Annotated in this window: 14 protein-coding genes; 7 read left to right on the forward strand and 7 right to left on the reverse strand. The window is 72.7% G+C overall.

Translation table 11 applies throughout. The annotated features are described in order from the left end of the window. The first annotated feature begins 203 nt into the window (after positions 1 to 203). Positions 204 to 593: a hypothetical protein gene (locus tag ACFVDM_RS08600; RefSeq protein ID WP_383635437.1), complete on the forward strand. Its 390-nt coding sequence runs from the start codon at positions 204 to 206 to the stop codon at positions 591 to 593. 43 nt (positions 594 to 636) lie between these two features. Here the strand turns inward: ACFVDM_RS08600 and ACFVDM_RS08605 are convergent, their stop codons facing one another. The 3 genes from ACFVDM_RS08605 to ACFVDM_RS08615 form a co-directional block, all read right to left on the reverse strand. Further along, positions 637 to 1,617, reverse strand: a complete 981-nt coding sequence (locus ACFVDM_RS08605) for an RNA polymerase sigma factor SigF (RefSeq protein WP_383634843.1) — start codon at positions 1,615 to 1,617, stop codon at positions 637 to 639. After that, the gene (locus ACFVDM_RS08610; protein ID WP_383634845.1) at positions 1,614 to 2,027 is read right to left on the reverse strand and encodes an anti-sigma regulatory factor; all 414 of its coding nucleotides are present in this window, start codon (positions 2,025 to 2,027) and stop codon (positions 1,614 to 1,616) included. The genes ACFVDM_RS08605 and ACFVDM_RS08610 overlap by 4 nt, the downstream gene beginning before the upstream one ends. Before the next feature lie 232 nt (positions 2,028 to 2,259). Next, positions 2,260 to 2,520, reverse strand: coding sequence for a UBP-type zinc finger domain-containing protein (locus ACFVDM_RS08615; RefSeq protein WP_383634847.1), 261 nt, complete (start codon positions 2,518 to 2,520; stop codon positions 2,260 to 2,262). A 36-nt stretch (positions 2,521 to 2,556) separates the two neighbouring features. Between ACFVDM_RS08615 and ACFVDM_RS08620 the strand changes: the two genes are divergently transcribed. Then, the gene (locus ACFVDM_RS08620) at positions 2,557 to 4,155 is read left to right on the forward strand and encodes a Na+/H+ antiporter (RefSeq protein ID WP_383634849.1); all 1,599 of its coding nucleotides are present in this window, start codon (positions 2,557 to 2,559) and stop codon (positions 4,153 to 4,155) included. Here the strand turns inward: ACFVDM_RS08620 and ACFVDM_RS08625 are convergent. From ACFVDM_RS08625 to ACFVDM_RS08640, 4 genes are all read right to left on the reverse strand, one after another. Next, the gene (locus ACFVDM_RS08625) at positions 4,134 to 5,090 is read right to left on the reverse strand and encodes a 1-aminocyclopropane-1-carboxylate deaminase/D-cysteine desulfhydrase (RefSeq protein ID WP_383634851.1); all 957 of its coding nucleotides are present in this window, start codon (positions 5,088 to 5,090) and stop codon (positions 4,134 to 4,136) included. The two genes, ACFVDM_RS08620 and ACFVDM_RS08625, sit on opposite strands and share 22 nt — an antisense overlap. A 47-nt stretch (positions 5,091 to 5,137) precedes the next feature. Continuing rightward, a complete protein-coding gene (locus tag ACFVDM_RS08630; protein ID WP_383634852.1) occupies positions 5,138 to 5,728 on the reverse strand; it encodes an N-acetylmuramoyl-L-alanine amidase in 591 nt (196 codons plus the stop codon). A gap of 149 nt (positions 5,729 to 5,877) precedes the next feature. Beyond that, on the reverse strand, positions 5,878 to 7,074 hold the full coding sequence (locus ACFVDM_RS08635) for a globin domain-containing protein (protein WP_383635440.1): 1,197 nt from the start codon (positions 7,072 to 7,074) through the stop codon (positions 5,878 to 5,880). A 93-nt stretch (positions 7,075 to 7,167) separates the two neighbouring features. Further along, entirely contained in the window at positions 7,168 to 7,623 is a 456-nt protein-coding gene (locus ACFVDM_RS08640) for an RrF2 family transcriptional regulator (protein WP_383634854.1), read from the reverse strand. Positions 7,624 to 7,803: 180 nt separating this feature from the next. Here ACFVDM_RS08640 and ACFVDM_RS08645 point away from each other — a divergent pair, with 180 nt between their 5' ends. From ACFVDM_RS08645 to ACFVDM_RS08665, 5 genes are all read left to right on the forward strand, one after another. After that, positions 7,804 to 9,210 carry a family 2B encapsulin nanocompartment shell protein gene (locus tag ACFVDM_RS08645; protein ID WP_383634856.1) on the forward strand — a complete coding sequence of 469 codons (1,407 nt, stop codon included), beginning with the start codon at positions 7,804 to 7,806 and terminating at the stop codon, positions 9,208 to 9,210. A gap of 154 nt (positions 9,211 to 9,364) precedes the next feature. Further along, positions 9,365 to 10,408: a family 2 encapsulin nanocompartment cargo protein polyprenyl transferase gene (locus tag ACFVDM_RS08650; RefSeq protein WP_383634858.1), complete on the forward strand. Its 1,044-nt coding sequence runs from the start codon at positions 9,365 to 9,367 to the stop codon at positions 10,406 to 10,408. A 378-nt stretch (positions 10,409 to 10,786) separates the two neighbouring features. Beyond that, on the forward strand, positions 10,787 to 11,455 hold the full coding sequence (locus ACFVDM_RS08655; RefSeq protein WP_383634860.1) for a DUF6304 family protein: 669 nt from the start codon (positions 10,787 to 10,789) through the stop codon (positions 11,453 to 11,455). A gap of 88 nt (positions 11,456 to 11,543) precedes the next feature. Beyond that, complete coding sequence (locus ACFVDM_RS08660) at positions 11,544 to 12,521, forward strand: DUF1648 domain-containing protein (protein WP_383634862.1); 978 nt, start codon at positions 11,544 to 11,546, stop codon at positions 12,519 to 12,521. A 2-nt stretch (positions 12,522 to 12,523) separates the two neighbouring features. Beyond that, positions 12,524 to 12,883 carry a GntR family transcriptional regulator gene (locus tag ACFVDM_RS08665; RefSeq protein ID WP_383634864.1) on the forward strand — a complete coding sequence of 120 codons (360 nt, stop codon included), beginning with the start codon at positions 12,524 to 12,526 and terminating at the stop codon, positions 12,881 to 12,883. Positions 12,884 to 12,919: the final 36 nt, after the last annotated feature.

Here is a 12,919-nt window from a genome sequence, read left to right on the forward strand (position 1 = left end):
TCTGAAGTCCTGCCCGCAGGGCATCACGCTGTGTGAGGGTGCGGGCGCGGTGGGCCCACGCGGCGGAGCCGGGCCGGCGGCACGGCGACCCCGGCTTCGCTTTCGCGGCCCCGGGATGCCAACCTGCAGGGGTGAGTACTCAGGAGAACGCGCCCTCGCCGCTGCCGATGGCCGAGCCCCCCAAACCGGCCAGGATCGCGCTCGTGGCCGGACTCAACGTCCTGGAGGGCGCCGCCCTCGTCGTCGGCGGCGTCTACATGCTCGTCATGGGACTGCTCGGCCGCCCGGACAGTCCGCAGCAGGCGGAGATGGGCGGGCTGACGCTGATCGCCCTCGGTGTGATCCCGCTGGCCGCCGCCCGGGGACTGCTCCGCCGCCGCAGCTGGAGCCGGGGACCGGCGCTGATCACGCAGATCATCGCGCTGCCGGTGGCCTGGACCCTCCTCCGCTCGCACGGCGCGCTGATCCCCGCCGGGATCGTGCTCGCCGCCGTCGCGCTCACCGCGCTCTTCCAGCTGGCCAGGCCGGCGACCATCCAGGCCCTCGGCATCCGCAGGCCGGGAACGGACCCCGGCACGGACACCGGGGCCTGAACCCTTGCGCCGGTCCTCCCGTCGCGTCTGCCCGCGCGGAGGCCTACTCCTCGACGAGCAGCCGCTCGCGCAGCTGGGCCAGGGTGCGGGCCAGCAGCCGGGAGACGTGCATCTGCGAGATGCCGACCTCCTGCGCGATCTGCGACTGGGTCATGTTGCCGAAGAACCGCAGCAGCAGGATCCGCTTCTCGCGCGGCGGCAGGTCCTCCAGCAGCGGTTTCAGCGACTCCCGGTACTCGACGCCCTCCAGCGCCTCGTCCTCCGAGCCCAGGGTGTCCGCGACCGCGGGGGACTCGTCGTCCGTGTCCGGCACGTCCAGCGAGAGCGTGCTGTACGCATTGGCCGATTCCAGCCCCTCCAGGACCTCTTCCTCGGAGATGCCCAGCCGCTCCGCCAGTTCGTGCACCGTGGGCGAGCGGCCGTGCAGCTGGGAGAGTTCCGCGGTCGCCGAGGTCAGCGAGAGCCGCAGTTCCTGGAGACGGCGCGGCACCCGCACCGCCCAGCCCTTGTCGCGGAAGTGCCGCTTGATCTCGCCGACGACCGTCGGCGTCGCGTACGTCGAGAACTCGACGCCGCGCTCCGGGTCGAAGCGGTCCACCGACTTGATCAGACCGATCGTGGCGACCTGGGTGAGGTCGTCCAGCGGCTCCCCGCGGTTGCGGAAGCGCCGGGCCAGGTGCTCCACCAGCGGCAGATGCATCCGCACCAGCCGGTTGCGCAGCTCGGCCTTCTCCGGCGAGCCGTCGGGCAGCTTGCCCAGCTCGATGAACAACGCCCGCGCCCCGCTGCGGTCGTGTGGGTCGTGGTGTCCGTGCTCGCTCATCTGGCCTGCCCGCTCCGCCTGCGACTGCTCCACCGCGACCGTACGGCCCGAGGGCCTCTGCACCCCGTCCACCGCACGGACGAGGTCCGCCCCGTCCACCGGATGAGGCAGGGCCTGCTGCTCGGGGATGCCCGCTGGGCGCGCCACCCCCGGTCGGATCGTCTCGTCCCGCACCGGACCGTCCCCGTTCCCGTCGCTCACGCCGGCCCGGGTCCCGCGCCGCGCTGTTTGTACAGGCTGATGCTGACCGTGTTGTCGTCGCCGACCGAGGAGTCGACCTTTCCGGCCAGTGCGGAGAGCACCGTCCAGGCGAAGGTGTCGCGCTCCGGCGCCCGGCCGTCGGTGGTCGGTGCCGCCACCGTGACCTCGAGCGAATCGTCGACGAGCCGGAACACACAGCTGAGGACGGAACCGGGCACGGCCTGCTGGAGCAGGATCGCGCAGGCCTCGTCGACCGCGATGCGAAGGTCCTCGATCTCGTCGAGCGTGAAATCCAAACGGGCTGCGAGACCGGCCGTGGCCGTTCTGAGCACCGACAGGTAGGCACCCGCAGCGGGCAGCCGGACCTCTACGAAGTCCTGATTCCCGGGCTCGCCTGCGATCTGGGACACCCTCACCTCCAAGGTGGCACAAACTCGTTCGAGGATCCGGGAAGGGCGACCCGGAGCCATGTGGTACGTCTTCGGTTCTTGGTCCGGCGACGCTATCGCGATCCATGATGCCGTGTCGTCGAAACCCCGTCCCATGACCGTCACTCATGGTAAGCCCATGCGTACACACGGTGCCTAGGGGTGTGTGGTGGTCAATGACGAACAACAGGCGCCGGTTTGACGTACCCAGACGTCACACGATCGAACCGTCCTCGAAGCACCAGCGCCAGTTCTCGCCGGGTTCGAAGCTTCGCATCACCGCGTGACCGGTCTCCTTGAAGTGCCCCGTCGCATGCTGTCCGGGCGAGGAATCGCAGCAGCCGACATGGCCGCATATCAGGCAGAGTCGCAGCTGTACGGGGTGGGTGCCGGTCTCCTCGCACCCGGGACAGGTCACCGTGAGGGGCGTGGGTTCGGGGCGCGGCAGATTCGAGACGTGCGGGCACTCACTCATGATGGCCAGGTTACGACGGATGTGAGGACCTCCGAGATGGATGCTCTGCCCCTGGTGGCACTGGTCGCGGCGAGCGCCGCGGTGGCGGGACTGGCCCGCCGGACCCCGGTGCCCGCCCCCCTGCTGCTGGTGGCCCTGGGGCTGATCGGGGCGTACGTGCCGGGGGTGCCCGACTACACCCTGGACGCGCACATCGTGCTTCCGCTGCTGCTGCCGCCGCTGCTCTACACCGCCGCGGTGGACAGCTCGTACCTGGACCTGCGGGCCAACGTCCGCCCCGTCGCGCTGCTCTCGGTCGGCTATGTGCTGTTCGCGACGGTGGCGGTGGGGTGGCTGGCGTACCGGCTGGTGCCCGATCTGCCGCTCACCGCGGCCCTGGTGCTCGGCGCGGTGATCGCCCCGCCGGACGCCGTGACCGCCGCGGCCATCGCCCGCAGGGTCGGTCTCCCGGCCCGCGTCACCACGATCCTCCAGGGCGAGTCCCTGGTGAACGACGCCACCGCGATCACCGCCTACAAGGTGGCGCTGGCCGCCGCCGTGGGCGAGGGGATGAGCTGGGGCGAGGGCGTCGGGGAGTTCCTGCTGGCCTCGGTCGGCGGCGTCGGGGTCGGCCTGCTCCTCATGGTGCCGCTGCACTGGCTGCGCACCCACCTCACCGAACCGCTCCTCCAGAACACCCTGTCGCTGCTGATCCCCTTCGTCGCCTACGCGGCGGCCGAGCGCGTGCACGCCTCGGGCGTGCTCGCCGTGGTCGTCGTCGCCCTCTATCTGGGCCACCGCTCCTGGCAGGTCGACTTCGCCACCCGGCTCCAGGAGGCGGCCGTCTGGAAGATGGTCGCGTTCGTCCTGGAGTCGGCCGTCTTCACCCTGATCGGCCTCCAACTGCCCGTCGTCCTGAAGGGGCTCGGCGCGTACGCCGTCGACGAGGCCCTCTGGTACGCGGTCGCGGTGTTCCTGGCGGTCGTCGTGGTCCGGTTCCTCTGGGTCTACCCCGCCACCTATCTGCCGCGCATGCTGTCCGCGCGCATCAGGAGAAGGGAGCCCGAGACCAACTGGACCTCGCCGCTCATCGTCGGCTGGGCCGGGATGCGCGGGGTCGTCTCGCTGGCCATCGCCTTCTCCATCCCGATGGTGACGAGCGCCGGCGACGACTTCCCGGCCCGCAACCTGGTGCTGTTCCTCACCTTCACCACGGTCATCGGCACCCTGGTGATCCAGGGCCTCACCCTGCCGGTGCTCGTACGCCTGCTGAAGCTTCCCGGCCGTGACGCGCGGGCCGAGACGCTGGCCGAGGCGCAGGCCCAGAGCCAGGCGTCCGCGGCGGCCGAGGCGCGTCTGGAGGAACTGCTCGCCGACCGGCGCAACCACCTGCCCCAGCCCCTCACGGACCGGCTGCGCACCGTGCTGGAGCGCCGCCGCAACGCCGTGTGGGAACGGCTGGGCGCGGCCAACCCGGTCACCGGGGAGTCCGCCGACGACACCTACCGCCGGCTGGCCGGCGAGATGATCGAGGCCGAGCGCGAGGTCTTCGTCCGGCTGCGGGACGAGCGGAGCATCGACGACGAGATGATGCGCACCCTGCTGAGGCGGCTGGACCTGGAGGAGGCGGCGGCCTACCGGGAGGAGTCCGGCTGAGCCGGGGCGTCACCGGCCGGCTCCGGGCGCCCGGTGACGACGGCCGCGACCGTCGTGCCGGCCGGGAAGGCGCCCTCCTCGGCGAGCGCGGTGAGGGCGTACAGGAGTTTGGCCACATAGAGCCGTTCGACCGGCAGTCCGTGGCGGTCCTCGAACGCGTCGGCGAAGGCGTGCAGCGCGGGGGTGGTCCGGGCGTAGCCGCCGAAGTGGAAGCGCTCCTCCAGCCGCCAGTCACCGGCCGGCCCGCCGAACGCCTCGTGCTGGAGGGCGCGCACGGTGTCGCCGAGGAAGCCGCCGCGCAGCACCGGGACGCCGAGGGCTTGCTGCCCGGGGGCCAGTCCGGCGGCGAGGCCGGCCAGGGTGCCGCCGGTTCCGCAGGCGACCGCCACCACGTCCGCCGCCCCGCGCAGTTCGCGCCCCAGCTCCGTACAGCCGCGCGCGGCCGGGGCGTTGCTGCCGCCCTCCGGGACGACCACGCAGTCCTCGTGGCCCCTCAGCAGCTCCGCCAGGACGCCGGGTTCGTCCTTCGTGCGGTAGGTCCCGCGGTCCACGAAGCGCAGCCGCATGCCGTCGGCCGCGCACCGGGCGAGCGAGGGGTTCAGGGGGCGGCCGGCCAGTTCGTCGCCCCGGACGATCCCGACGGTGCCGAAGCCCAGCAGCCGGCCCGCGGCGGCCGTGGCCCGCAGATGGTTGGAGTAGGCCCCGCCGAAGGTCAGCAGGGGCCGGCCGGCCGCGGCGGCGATGTTCGGGGCGAGCTTGCGCCACTTGTTGCCCGGCAGGTCCGGGTGGATCAGGTCGTCGCGCTTGAGGAGGAGCGTGACGCCGCGGCGGGCGAACCGCTCGTCGTCGACGGGCCGGAGGGGCGAGGGGAGCGCCGGCCGCAGCCCGGAGAGGTCCGGGCCCCGGTCCGGCACTCCGGGAGGCGTGGCGGGCATGCCTCCATTGTCGCCGCTTCCCGGCGGCGGCCGGGGCGGGCCGCCGGCTACTTCAGGCGTTCCTGGATACGCGTGCGCATCGACGTCATGGAGAAGCCGCGCGGATCGACCTTCCCGGGCTGCCACTCGCGGTGGCCGATGACCGAGCGGGACGTCCAGCGGTGGTGGCGGCAGACGGCGGCCGAGGCCCGCGCGATGGCGTCGAGCTGGACGGCGGGCCAGGGGTCCTCGCCGTCGCCGAGGTTCTCGCACTCGAAGCCGTAGAAGTGCCGGTTGCCGTCGGTGTTGGCCTCGTTGTCGGGCGGCAGGCCCTTCTCGGCGATCACCGCGCGCAGTACGTCGTCGTCGCCGAGACCGGCGTGGTTGGCCCGGCCGTAGCCCACGAGGTGGACCCGGCCGTCCTTGGCGATCACCCCGTGGCAGAGCGGTCCCGGCAGGGCCGGGTAGCCGTCGCGGCAGATCCGGACGGTGGACGCGGTGCCCCGGGTCACGGTGTGATGGATCATCACACCGTTGACGGGTCCCCAGGCGCCCTTGTGGTTGCGGTTGTGCGTACGCCAGTCGCCGACCTGGACCACGGTGAGCCCCTCGTTCTTCAGGGCGGCGAGGAAGGTGCTCGCGGACATGGGTGTGGACATGACCGACTCCTTCGTACGTGGGGGAGTATGTCCGTACAGCGCTTCTACCCGACGCGTGGGGCCCCGGACCACTCGGGCGAGTGTTCCGGGGCCCTGTTCGGACGCTGTGCGAGCCGATCCGGTCAATTCCGGGTGCGCGGCGCGGTGTTTCAGTCCTGGGCGAGCCAGAGGTCCGGGCCGAAGACCTCGTAGTGGATGTCGGCGGCCGGGACGCCCTTGGCGAGCAGTTGGGTGCGTACGGCGCGCATGAAGGGCAGCGGGCCGCAGAGGTAGGCGTGGGTGCCGGAGGCGACCGCCACCGAGGACAGGTCGACCAGACCGGTGCGGTCGGCGGGGTGACCCGGCTCCGGGTTCTCGTACCAGAAGTGCGCGGCGGAGTCCGGCAGCTTCTCGGTGAACAGGGCGTGGTCGGCGCGCAGCGCGTGGTCGGCGGGGGAGCGGTCGCCGTGCACCACGGTGACCGGGGCGCTGTGGCCGGTTCCCGCCAGGTGCTCCAGCATGGCGAGGATCGGGGTGCAGCCGATGCCCGCGGAGGCCAGCAGGAGGGGGGCGTCGTCGGACTTCAGGACGAGGTCGCCGTACGGCGCGGAGACGCGGAGCCGGTCGCCCTCGCGGACGTGGGCGTGCAGATGGCGCGAGACCTCGCCGTCGGGGGCGTTGTCGCCGAGCACGCGCTTGACGGTGATGGCGCGGTACGGGGAGCCGGGGGCGGAGGAGAGGCTGTACTGGCGTATCTGGTGGGCGCCGTCGGCCAGTTCGACCTGGACGGACACGTACTGGCCGGGGCGGAACGCGGGGGCGGGCGAGCCGTCGGCGGGGCGGAGACGGAAGCTCGCGACGTCCGGGGTCTCCTCGGTGCGACCGACGACCTCCCACTCGCGCCAGACGTCCCCGGCGACGACGCCCTGCTGTGCGTAGAGCCGCTCCTCGATGGCGATGAGCGCGTTGGCCATCAGCCAGTAGACCTCGTCCCAGGCCGCCGCGACCTCGGGGGTCACCGCCTCGCCCAGCACCTCGGCGATGGCCGCGAACAGGTGGGTGTGCACGACCTCGTACTGGGCCGGGGTAACGCCGAGGGAGGCGTGCTTGTGCGCGATGCGGTCGAGCATCACGTCCGGGCGGGTGCCGGGGCGCTCGACCAGCTGCGTCGCGAACGCGGCTATGGAGCCGGCGAGCGCCTGGCGCTGCGCGCCGGAGGCCTGGTTGCCGCGGTTGAACAGGTCGCGCAGCAGCTCCGGGTGGGCGTCGAAGAGCTTCGTGTAGAAGAGATCGGCGATGTCCCCGATGGCCGCGCCGACGGCGGGCAGGGTGGCACGGACGGTGGCGGTCGACTGCTCGGAGAGCATCGGATCCTCCTCGGTTCTTTGAATTGGCATCTGAGATGCGTATTTAAGGGCAGTGTAGGAGCCCGGTCGCGGGGCCCCTGCGGCGGGGGTGGTTCAGGCGTCCGGCGGCGGCCGCCGGCTGATGCCGAGCAGCAGGGGGCCGGTGGGGGAGGCGACCAGTTCGGCGACGGTGAGCGGGTCGAGCGAGGCGTGGAAGGCCTCCGTGGCCGCGCGCAGCGCGTGGCGCAGCCGGCAGTCCGAGCGCAGCGGGCACGGGGTGGTGCCCTCGCACTCGACGACGTCCTCCGGGCCCTCCAGCTCGCGCACCAGCGCGCCGATGGAGGCGGTGCGGCCCGCTCCGGTGAGGGCGAGACCGCCGCCCCGGCCGCGCCGCGCCTCGACCAGGCCGAGGTGCTGGAGGCGGGCCACCACCTTCGCCGCGTGCGAGTACGGCACCCGCATCGTCGCCGCCACGTCGCGGGTGGTCGGCGGGTGCTCGTCGGTGTCCGTGACGACGGCGAGACGCATCAGTACGCGCAGTGCCACGTCCGTGAATCTCGTCAGCCGCATGCCGGTCACGGTAGGTGAATTTGCATGGCGGATGCAAATTAATGGAGGATCGCGGCATCGCGCGCCGTTGTGCCCATCCCAAAGGCCGATTAGTCACACTCTTTTGTGTAATGGCGTCCCGAGTCCTCATGCTGAAAGGCTTCTTCTCGCAGGTCAGCCGATGATTCGAGAGGACGACAGATGTCCGTTGGTGAAGAGGTTCAGAACGCGCAGCTGCCCCCGCAGCAGAGTCTGGGGACGGCAGCGGCGCGGAACCTCGCGACGACCACCAAGTCCGCTCCGCAGATGCAGGAGATCACCTCGCGGTGGCTGCTGAAGATGCTGCCGTGGGTGCAGGTGCAGGGCGGCACCTACCGGGTGAACCGCCGACTGAGTTACTCGGTCGGCGACGGCCGGGTCACGTTCGTGCAGACCGGGGGCCGGGTCGCGGTCATCCCCGCGGAGCTGGGGGAGCTTCCGGCCCTGAGGGACTTGTCGGACGAGGAGGCGCTGGCCGAGCTGGCCCGGCGGTGCGAGCAGCGCGAGATCCCGGCCGGCCAGGTCCTGGCCACCGCCGGGGACGACGCGGACCAGGTCTTCCTGCTGGCGCACGGCAAGGTCGAGAAGACCGGCACCGGACCCTACGGCGACGAGACGAAGCTGGGCGTCCTCGCCGACGGGGCGTACTTCGGGGACCACTCCCTCATCGCCGGCGACGCCACCTGGGAGTACACGGCACGCGCCGTCACCGACTGCACGGTCCTGACCCTGTCCCGGGCCGATGTGCTCAACCTCGCCGAGCGCGCCCCGACGCTGCGCGCCCACCTCGACGGGCTGCTCGCCGTTCCGCAGCAGCGCACCAACAAGTACGGCGAGGCGGAGATCGACCTCTCCGCGGGCCATGTCGGCGAGGCCGTCGTCCCGCACACCTTCGTGGACTACGAGGCGGCGCCGCGCGAGTACGAACTGAGCGTCGCCCAGACCGTCCTGAAGGTCCACAGCAGGGTGGCCGACCTCTACAACCAGCCGATGAACCAGACCGAGCAGCAGTTGCGGCTCACGGTCGAGGCGCTGCGCGAGCGCCAGGAGCACGAGCTCATCAACAACCGCGAGTTCGGCCTGCTCAACAACTGCGACTACGGCCAGCGGCTCCAGCCGCACGACGGGGCGCCCAGCCCCGACGACATGGACGAACTGCTCTCGCGCCGCCGGGGATCCAAGCTCTTCCTCGCCCACCCCCGCGCCATCGCCGCCTTCGGCCGCGAGTGCAACAAGCGCGGTCTGGTGCCCGAGAGCGTCGACGTCGGCGGCCACCACGTGCCGGCCTGGCGCGGCGTCCCGATCTTCCCGTGCAACAAGATCCCGGTCTCCGACGCCCGCACCACGTCGATCATCTGCATGAGGACCGGCGAGCAGGAGCAGGGCGTCATCGGCCTCCAGCAGTCCGGCATCCCGGACGAGATCGAGCCCAGCCTCTCGGTCCGCTTCATGGGCATCGACGAGCAGGCGATCATCTCGTACCTCGTGACGGCGTACTACTCCGCGGCCGTCCTCGTCCCGGACGCCCTCGGTGTCCTGGAGAACGTCGAGGTCAGCCGCTGGCGGTGAGTCCGCGGGGCCCGGACCCGGTCCGGGCCCCGCCGGCCGCCGCCGGCGCACCCAACGCAACCACCACGTCCCGGCCCGGCGGCCGGCGCCCCGGCCAGTCCACCGGGCGGGCCGCCGGGGCCGGGACGGCAACGACCGGGGTGACCGATTGACCATGACCCGTACCGACGCCGCGACCGAGGGCAACGAGGCCGCGGCGCTCCTGGAGTACACCCGGACCCTCGTCGATCCGCATCTGCGGGCCGCGATCGCCTCCCTGCCCGGTTCGATCCGCCGCGTCGCCATGTACCACTTCGGCTGGGAGAACGCCGACGGCAGCCCCGCCGAGGGCGGTGGGGGCAAGGCCATCAGACCCGCGCTCGTGCTGGCCGCGACCCGCGCGCTGGGCGGCGACCCGGACGACGCCGTGCGCGCCGCCGTCGCCGTCGAACTGGCCCACAACTTCACCCTGCTCCACGACGACGTCATCGACGAGGACCGCACGCGCCGTCACCGGGCCACGGCCTGGACGGTGTTCGGGATCCCCGACGCCGTCATCGCGGGCGACGCGATGCTCGCCCTGGCCCAGCGCCTCCTCGCCGAGGACCCGCGGCCGGTGTCCGGCCGTGCCTCGGCCCGTCTCTCCACCTGCGTCATCGAGCTGTGCGCGGGCCAGCAGGCCGACTGCGCCTTCGAGGAACGAGGGCCGGAGGAGGTCTCGCTCGACGAGTGCCTGACCATGGCCACGGCCAAGACGGGGGCGCTGCTCGGCTGCGCCTGCGCGCTGGGCGCGCTCTGCGCGGGCGGGGACGAGCGGGCCGTCGGCGCGATGGACGGCTTCGGCCGGGAGGCCGGACTGGCTTTCCAGCTCATCGACGACCTGATCGGCATCTGGGGCGACACCGCGCGGACGGGAAAGCCCGTCGGGGCCGATCTCGCCGCGCACAAGAAGTCGCTGCCGGTCGTCGCCGCGCTGACCTCGGGCACCCCGGCGGGGGCCGAACTGGCCGCGCTCTACCGCGGCCCGATGAACACGGCGTCCGAGGTGCGCCGGGCGTCCGAGGCCGTGGACCGGGCCGGCGGCCGGGACTGGGCGCAGGTCTGCGCCGCCGACCGGATGGCCCGCGCGGTGCACCACCTGTCCCGGGCGGTGCCGGACCTCTCGGCCGCGGGCGATCTGCTGGCCCTCGCGGAGTTCGTCACGCGCCGGACGCACTGACCGCGCGCCGGGGCGCGGCCGGGAGCGCCCGGAACCCGCTCGGGCACCGGCCGGGAGCGGGACGGAAGGCGGCGGAGAGCCGGGGGAGGAGGGAGGCGGAACCGGATCGGACCGCGCCCTGCGGGGAACCGGGGGGCGCGGGGAAGGGAACGCGCGGAACCGGCCGCCCCGGCCGGGGAGCGACGCGCGGGCGCGGACCGTACGCGGCGGGCGCGCGCGGCGGGAACAGGGGAGAGGGCGTCGGCGGCGTGGCGGAGACCGGACGGGAGGGTGCGGCGAAGATGCGGGGCAGCGGGATCGGCCGAGGTCACAGGGGTGATCCGAGTAAGCGGAGGGCGGCCGGGGGCATGTCCGTGCCACGGGCTACAGTCCGTGCCCATGACAGATGAGTCGTGGGCCGGGTGGTACCGGGACCGACAGGGATCCGATGCCGTCATCCTCACCACCGACGGACAGCAACTGCGCCTGCGCATCAGGGGCGTCGACTTCGAGGGCGGCAGCTTCGACGCCCTGCGCCCCGTCGTGGGCGTGGCCGGGGAGAGCGGGGTGTTCACCCTCGCGGACGGGGCGCTCGACGACTGCCTCCTGGAGTGGGACCTGCCGTTCCCGGTGACCTCGGAGGGGGAGGTGCACCAGGCGACGCTGAGCTGCCTGTTGTCGCTGCGCAGGCCGGAGCCGTATCTCTCGCTGGAGCTGCGCTACGGCGGCGCCGCCTTCCGGTCCCACCGGGCCGAGAGCGACTTCGCTTCCGCGCTCGCCACGATCCAGCGCGCCCTGCCGCCGGGGATCCGGCTCCAGACGTGCATCGCCTGTGCCTTCTCCGACTACTTCCCGGCACCGGGCCGGGGCCTGTCGGGCGGACTCGCCTGCTTCCGGGGCGCGAAGGACGCGTACCGCGAGGTGGCCGGCGAGGGCGATGTGCTCGGTCTGTGGGACCGGCGCAGCGGTTTCGTCCAGGAGGTCTGGAGCTGCCGGGAGTTCGAACCCCGCCCGGACACGGGAGCGGGCACCGGCCACCGCGGGGCGTTCCCGCTCGAAACGGCCTGAACCAGGCAACGGACCGGTCCGCCCGCGTCGGACCGGTCCTTTGCCACACCTTCATTGTTCTACTAACATGCGAACAAGGGAGGTTTTAATGAACCGGAAGACCATCGGCCGCGCCGCTCTCGCCGCGCTGCCGTTCCTGCTGGCGCTCGCCGTCGACCTGATCCTGTACGCCGCGTGGCGCGACCGGCTGCCCGCCCGGGTGGCCAGCCACTTCGTGGGCAACGGCCGGGCGGACGACTACGCGGACCGCGGCTCGTACCTCGTCGTCACCGCCGTGCTGTTCGTCGGCATGGCCGCGCTGTGGGCGGCGATGTCCGCCAACGGAAAGGTGCGCGGCCGCTCGTACGCCCTGACGCTCGCGGGCGGATACGGCACCGCCGCGTTCCTGGGCTACCTCATGGCCGCGGTCCTGTACATCAACGTGGACGCCGCGGTCGACGCCGAAGGGGCCGCCCTGGACGTCTCGTTCCCGATGTGGCACCTGGCCGCCGCACTGGGCGTCGGTGCGGCCGGCTTCGCCGTCGGACTGCTGCCGGCCAGGCTGTTCCCCGTACCCGAGGAACCCTCGGAGGACCTCACGGCCGACGCCGAACGCATCGCGCTGGCCGACGGCGAGGTCGCCGGATGGGGGCGCAGTGCCGGGTCCCGTTGGCTGCCGGCGGTGGCGGCCGCGACGGCCGTCGGCGGGGTCGCCCTGATCGCCACCACGGGCTGGGTCTCCGGCCTTCCCCTGCTGGTCGTGGGGCTGCTCCTGGCGACGTTCTCCCGCCCGTACGTCACCGTCGACCGGCGCGGCATCACCGTCTCCGGGCTGCTCCCGTGGCCGCGTGTCAGGGTGCCGCTCGACCGCATCGAGACGGCGGCCAGCCGTGACATCAGCCCCCTCGAATACGGGGGCTGGGGCTACCGGATCCGTCCCGGGCGCACCGGGGTGATGATCCGCTCCGGCGAGGGCATCGTGGCGCGGCTGGCGAACGGCCGGGACTTCGCGGTCACCGTCGACGACTCCGCCACCGGCGCCGCACTCCTCAACACCCTCATCGACCGCCGCCGGACAGGACACTGACCATGCTCTTCCGGGTCGATCCCACCTCCACCGTGCCGCTCGGCGACCAGATCGCGGCCTGTGTGCGCCGTGCCGTCGCCGACGGCACGGTGACCTCCGGCGAGCGGCTGCCCGCCGCCCGCGTCCTCGCCGAATCCCTCGGGGTGAACGTCCACACGGCCCTGCGCGGCTACCAGCGGCTGCGCGAGGAGGGCCTGATCGAACTGCGCCGGGGCCGGGGAGCCGTCGTCGCGGACGGTGCCTCCCCGCACCGCGCCCGCCTGCTGGACCGGCTGCGCGAGGCGATCGCCGAGGCCCGTGAACTGGGCCTGACGGAGGACGAACTGCTGACCCTGGTCCGCACCGAACTCGCCTCCGGCTGAACCGCGCGGCCGAACGCCGAAGGGCCACCCCGTCCT

Origin of the sequence: Streptomyces sp. NPDC057682, from assembly GCF_042799575.1 — a bacterium.
Classification (GTDB): Bacteria; Actinomycetota; Actinomycetes; order Streptomycetales; family Streptomycetaceae; genus Streptomyces.

Bases quoted from the DNA above. Each gene is read 5' to 3' on its own strand.
- ACFVDM_RS08640 (WP_383634854.1), bottom strand. From the start codon at position 7,623: ATGCGGCTGACGAGATTCACGGACGTGGCACTGCGCGTACTGATGCGT.
- ACFVDM_RS08620 (WP_383634849.1), top strand. From the start codon at position 2,557: ATGGATGCTCTGCCCCTGGTGGCACTGGTCGCGGCGAGCGCCGCGGTG.
- ACFVDM_RS08650 (WP_383634858.1), top strand. From the start codon at position 9,365: ATGACCCGTACCGACGCCGCGACCGAGGGCAACGAGGCCGCGGCGCTC.
- ACFVDM_RS08665 (WP_383634864.1), top strand. From the start codon at position 12,524: ATGCTCTTCCGGGTCGATCCCACCTCCACCGTGCCGCTCGGCGACCAG.
- ACFVDM_RS08625 (WP_383634851.1), bottom strand. From the start codon at position 5,090: ATGCCCGCCACGCCTCCCGGAGTGCCGGACCGGGGCCCGGACCTCTCC.
- ACFVDM_RS08635 (WP_383635440.1), bottom strand. From the start codon at position 7,074: ATGCTCTCCGAGCAGTCGACCGCCACCGTCCGTGCCACCCTGCCCGCC.
- ACFVDM_RS08655 (WP_383634860.1), top strand. From the start codon at position 10,787: ATGACAGATGAGTCGTGGGCCGGGTGGTACCGGGACCGACAGGGATCC.
- ACFVDM_RS08630 (WP_383634852.1), bottom strand. From the start codon at position 5,728: ATGTCCACACCCATGTCCGCGAGCACCTTCCTCGCCGCCCTGAAGAAC.
- ACFVDM_RS08615 (WP_383634847.1), bottom strand. From the start codon at position 2,520: ATGAGTGAGTGCCCGCACGTCTCGAATCTGCCGCGCCCCGAACCCACG.
- ACFVDM_RS08645 (WP_383634856.1), top strand. From the start codon at position 7,804: ATGTCCGTTGGTGAAGAGGTTCAGAACGCGCAGCTGCCCCCGCAGCAG.
- ACFVDM_RS08660 (WP_383634862.1), top strand. From the start codon at position 11,544: ATGAACCGGAAGACCATCGGCCGCGCCGCTCTCGCCGCGCTGCCGTTC.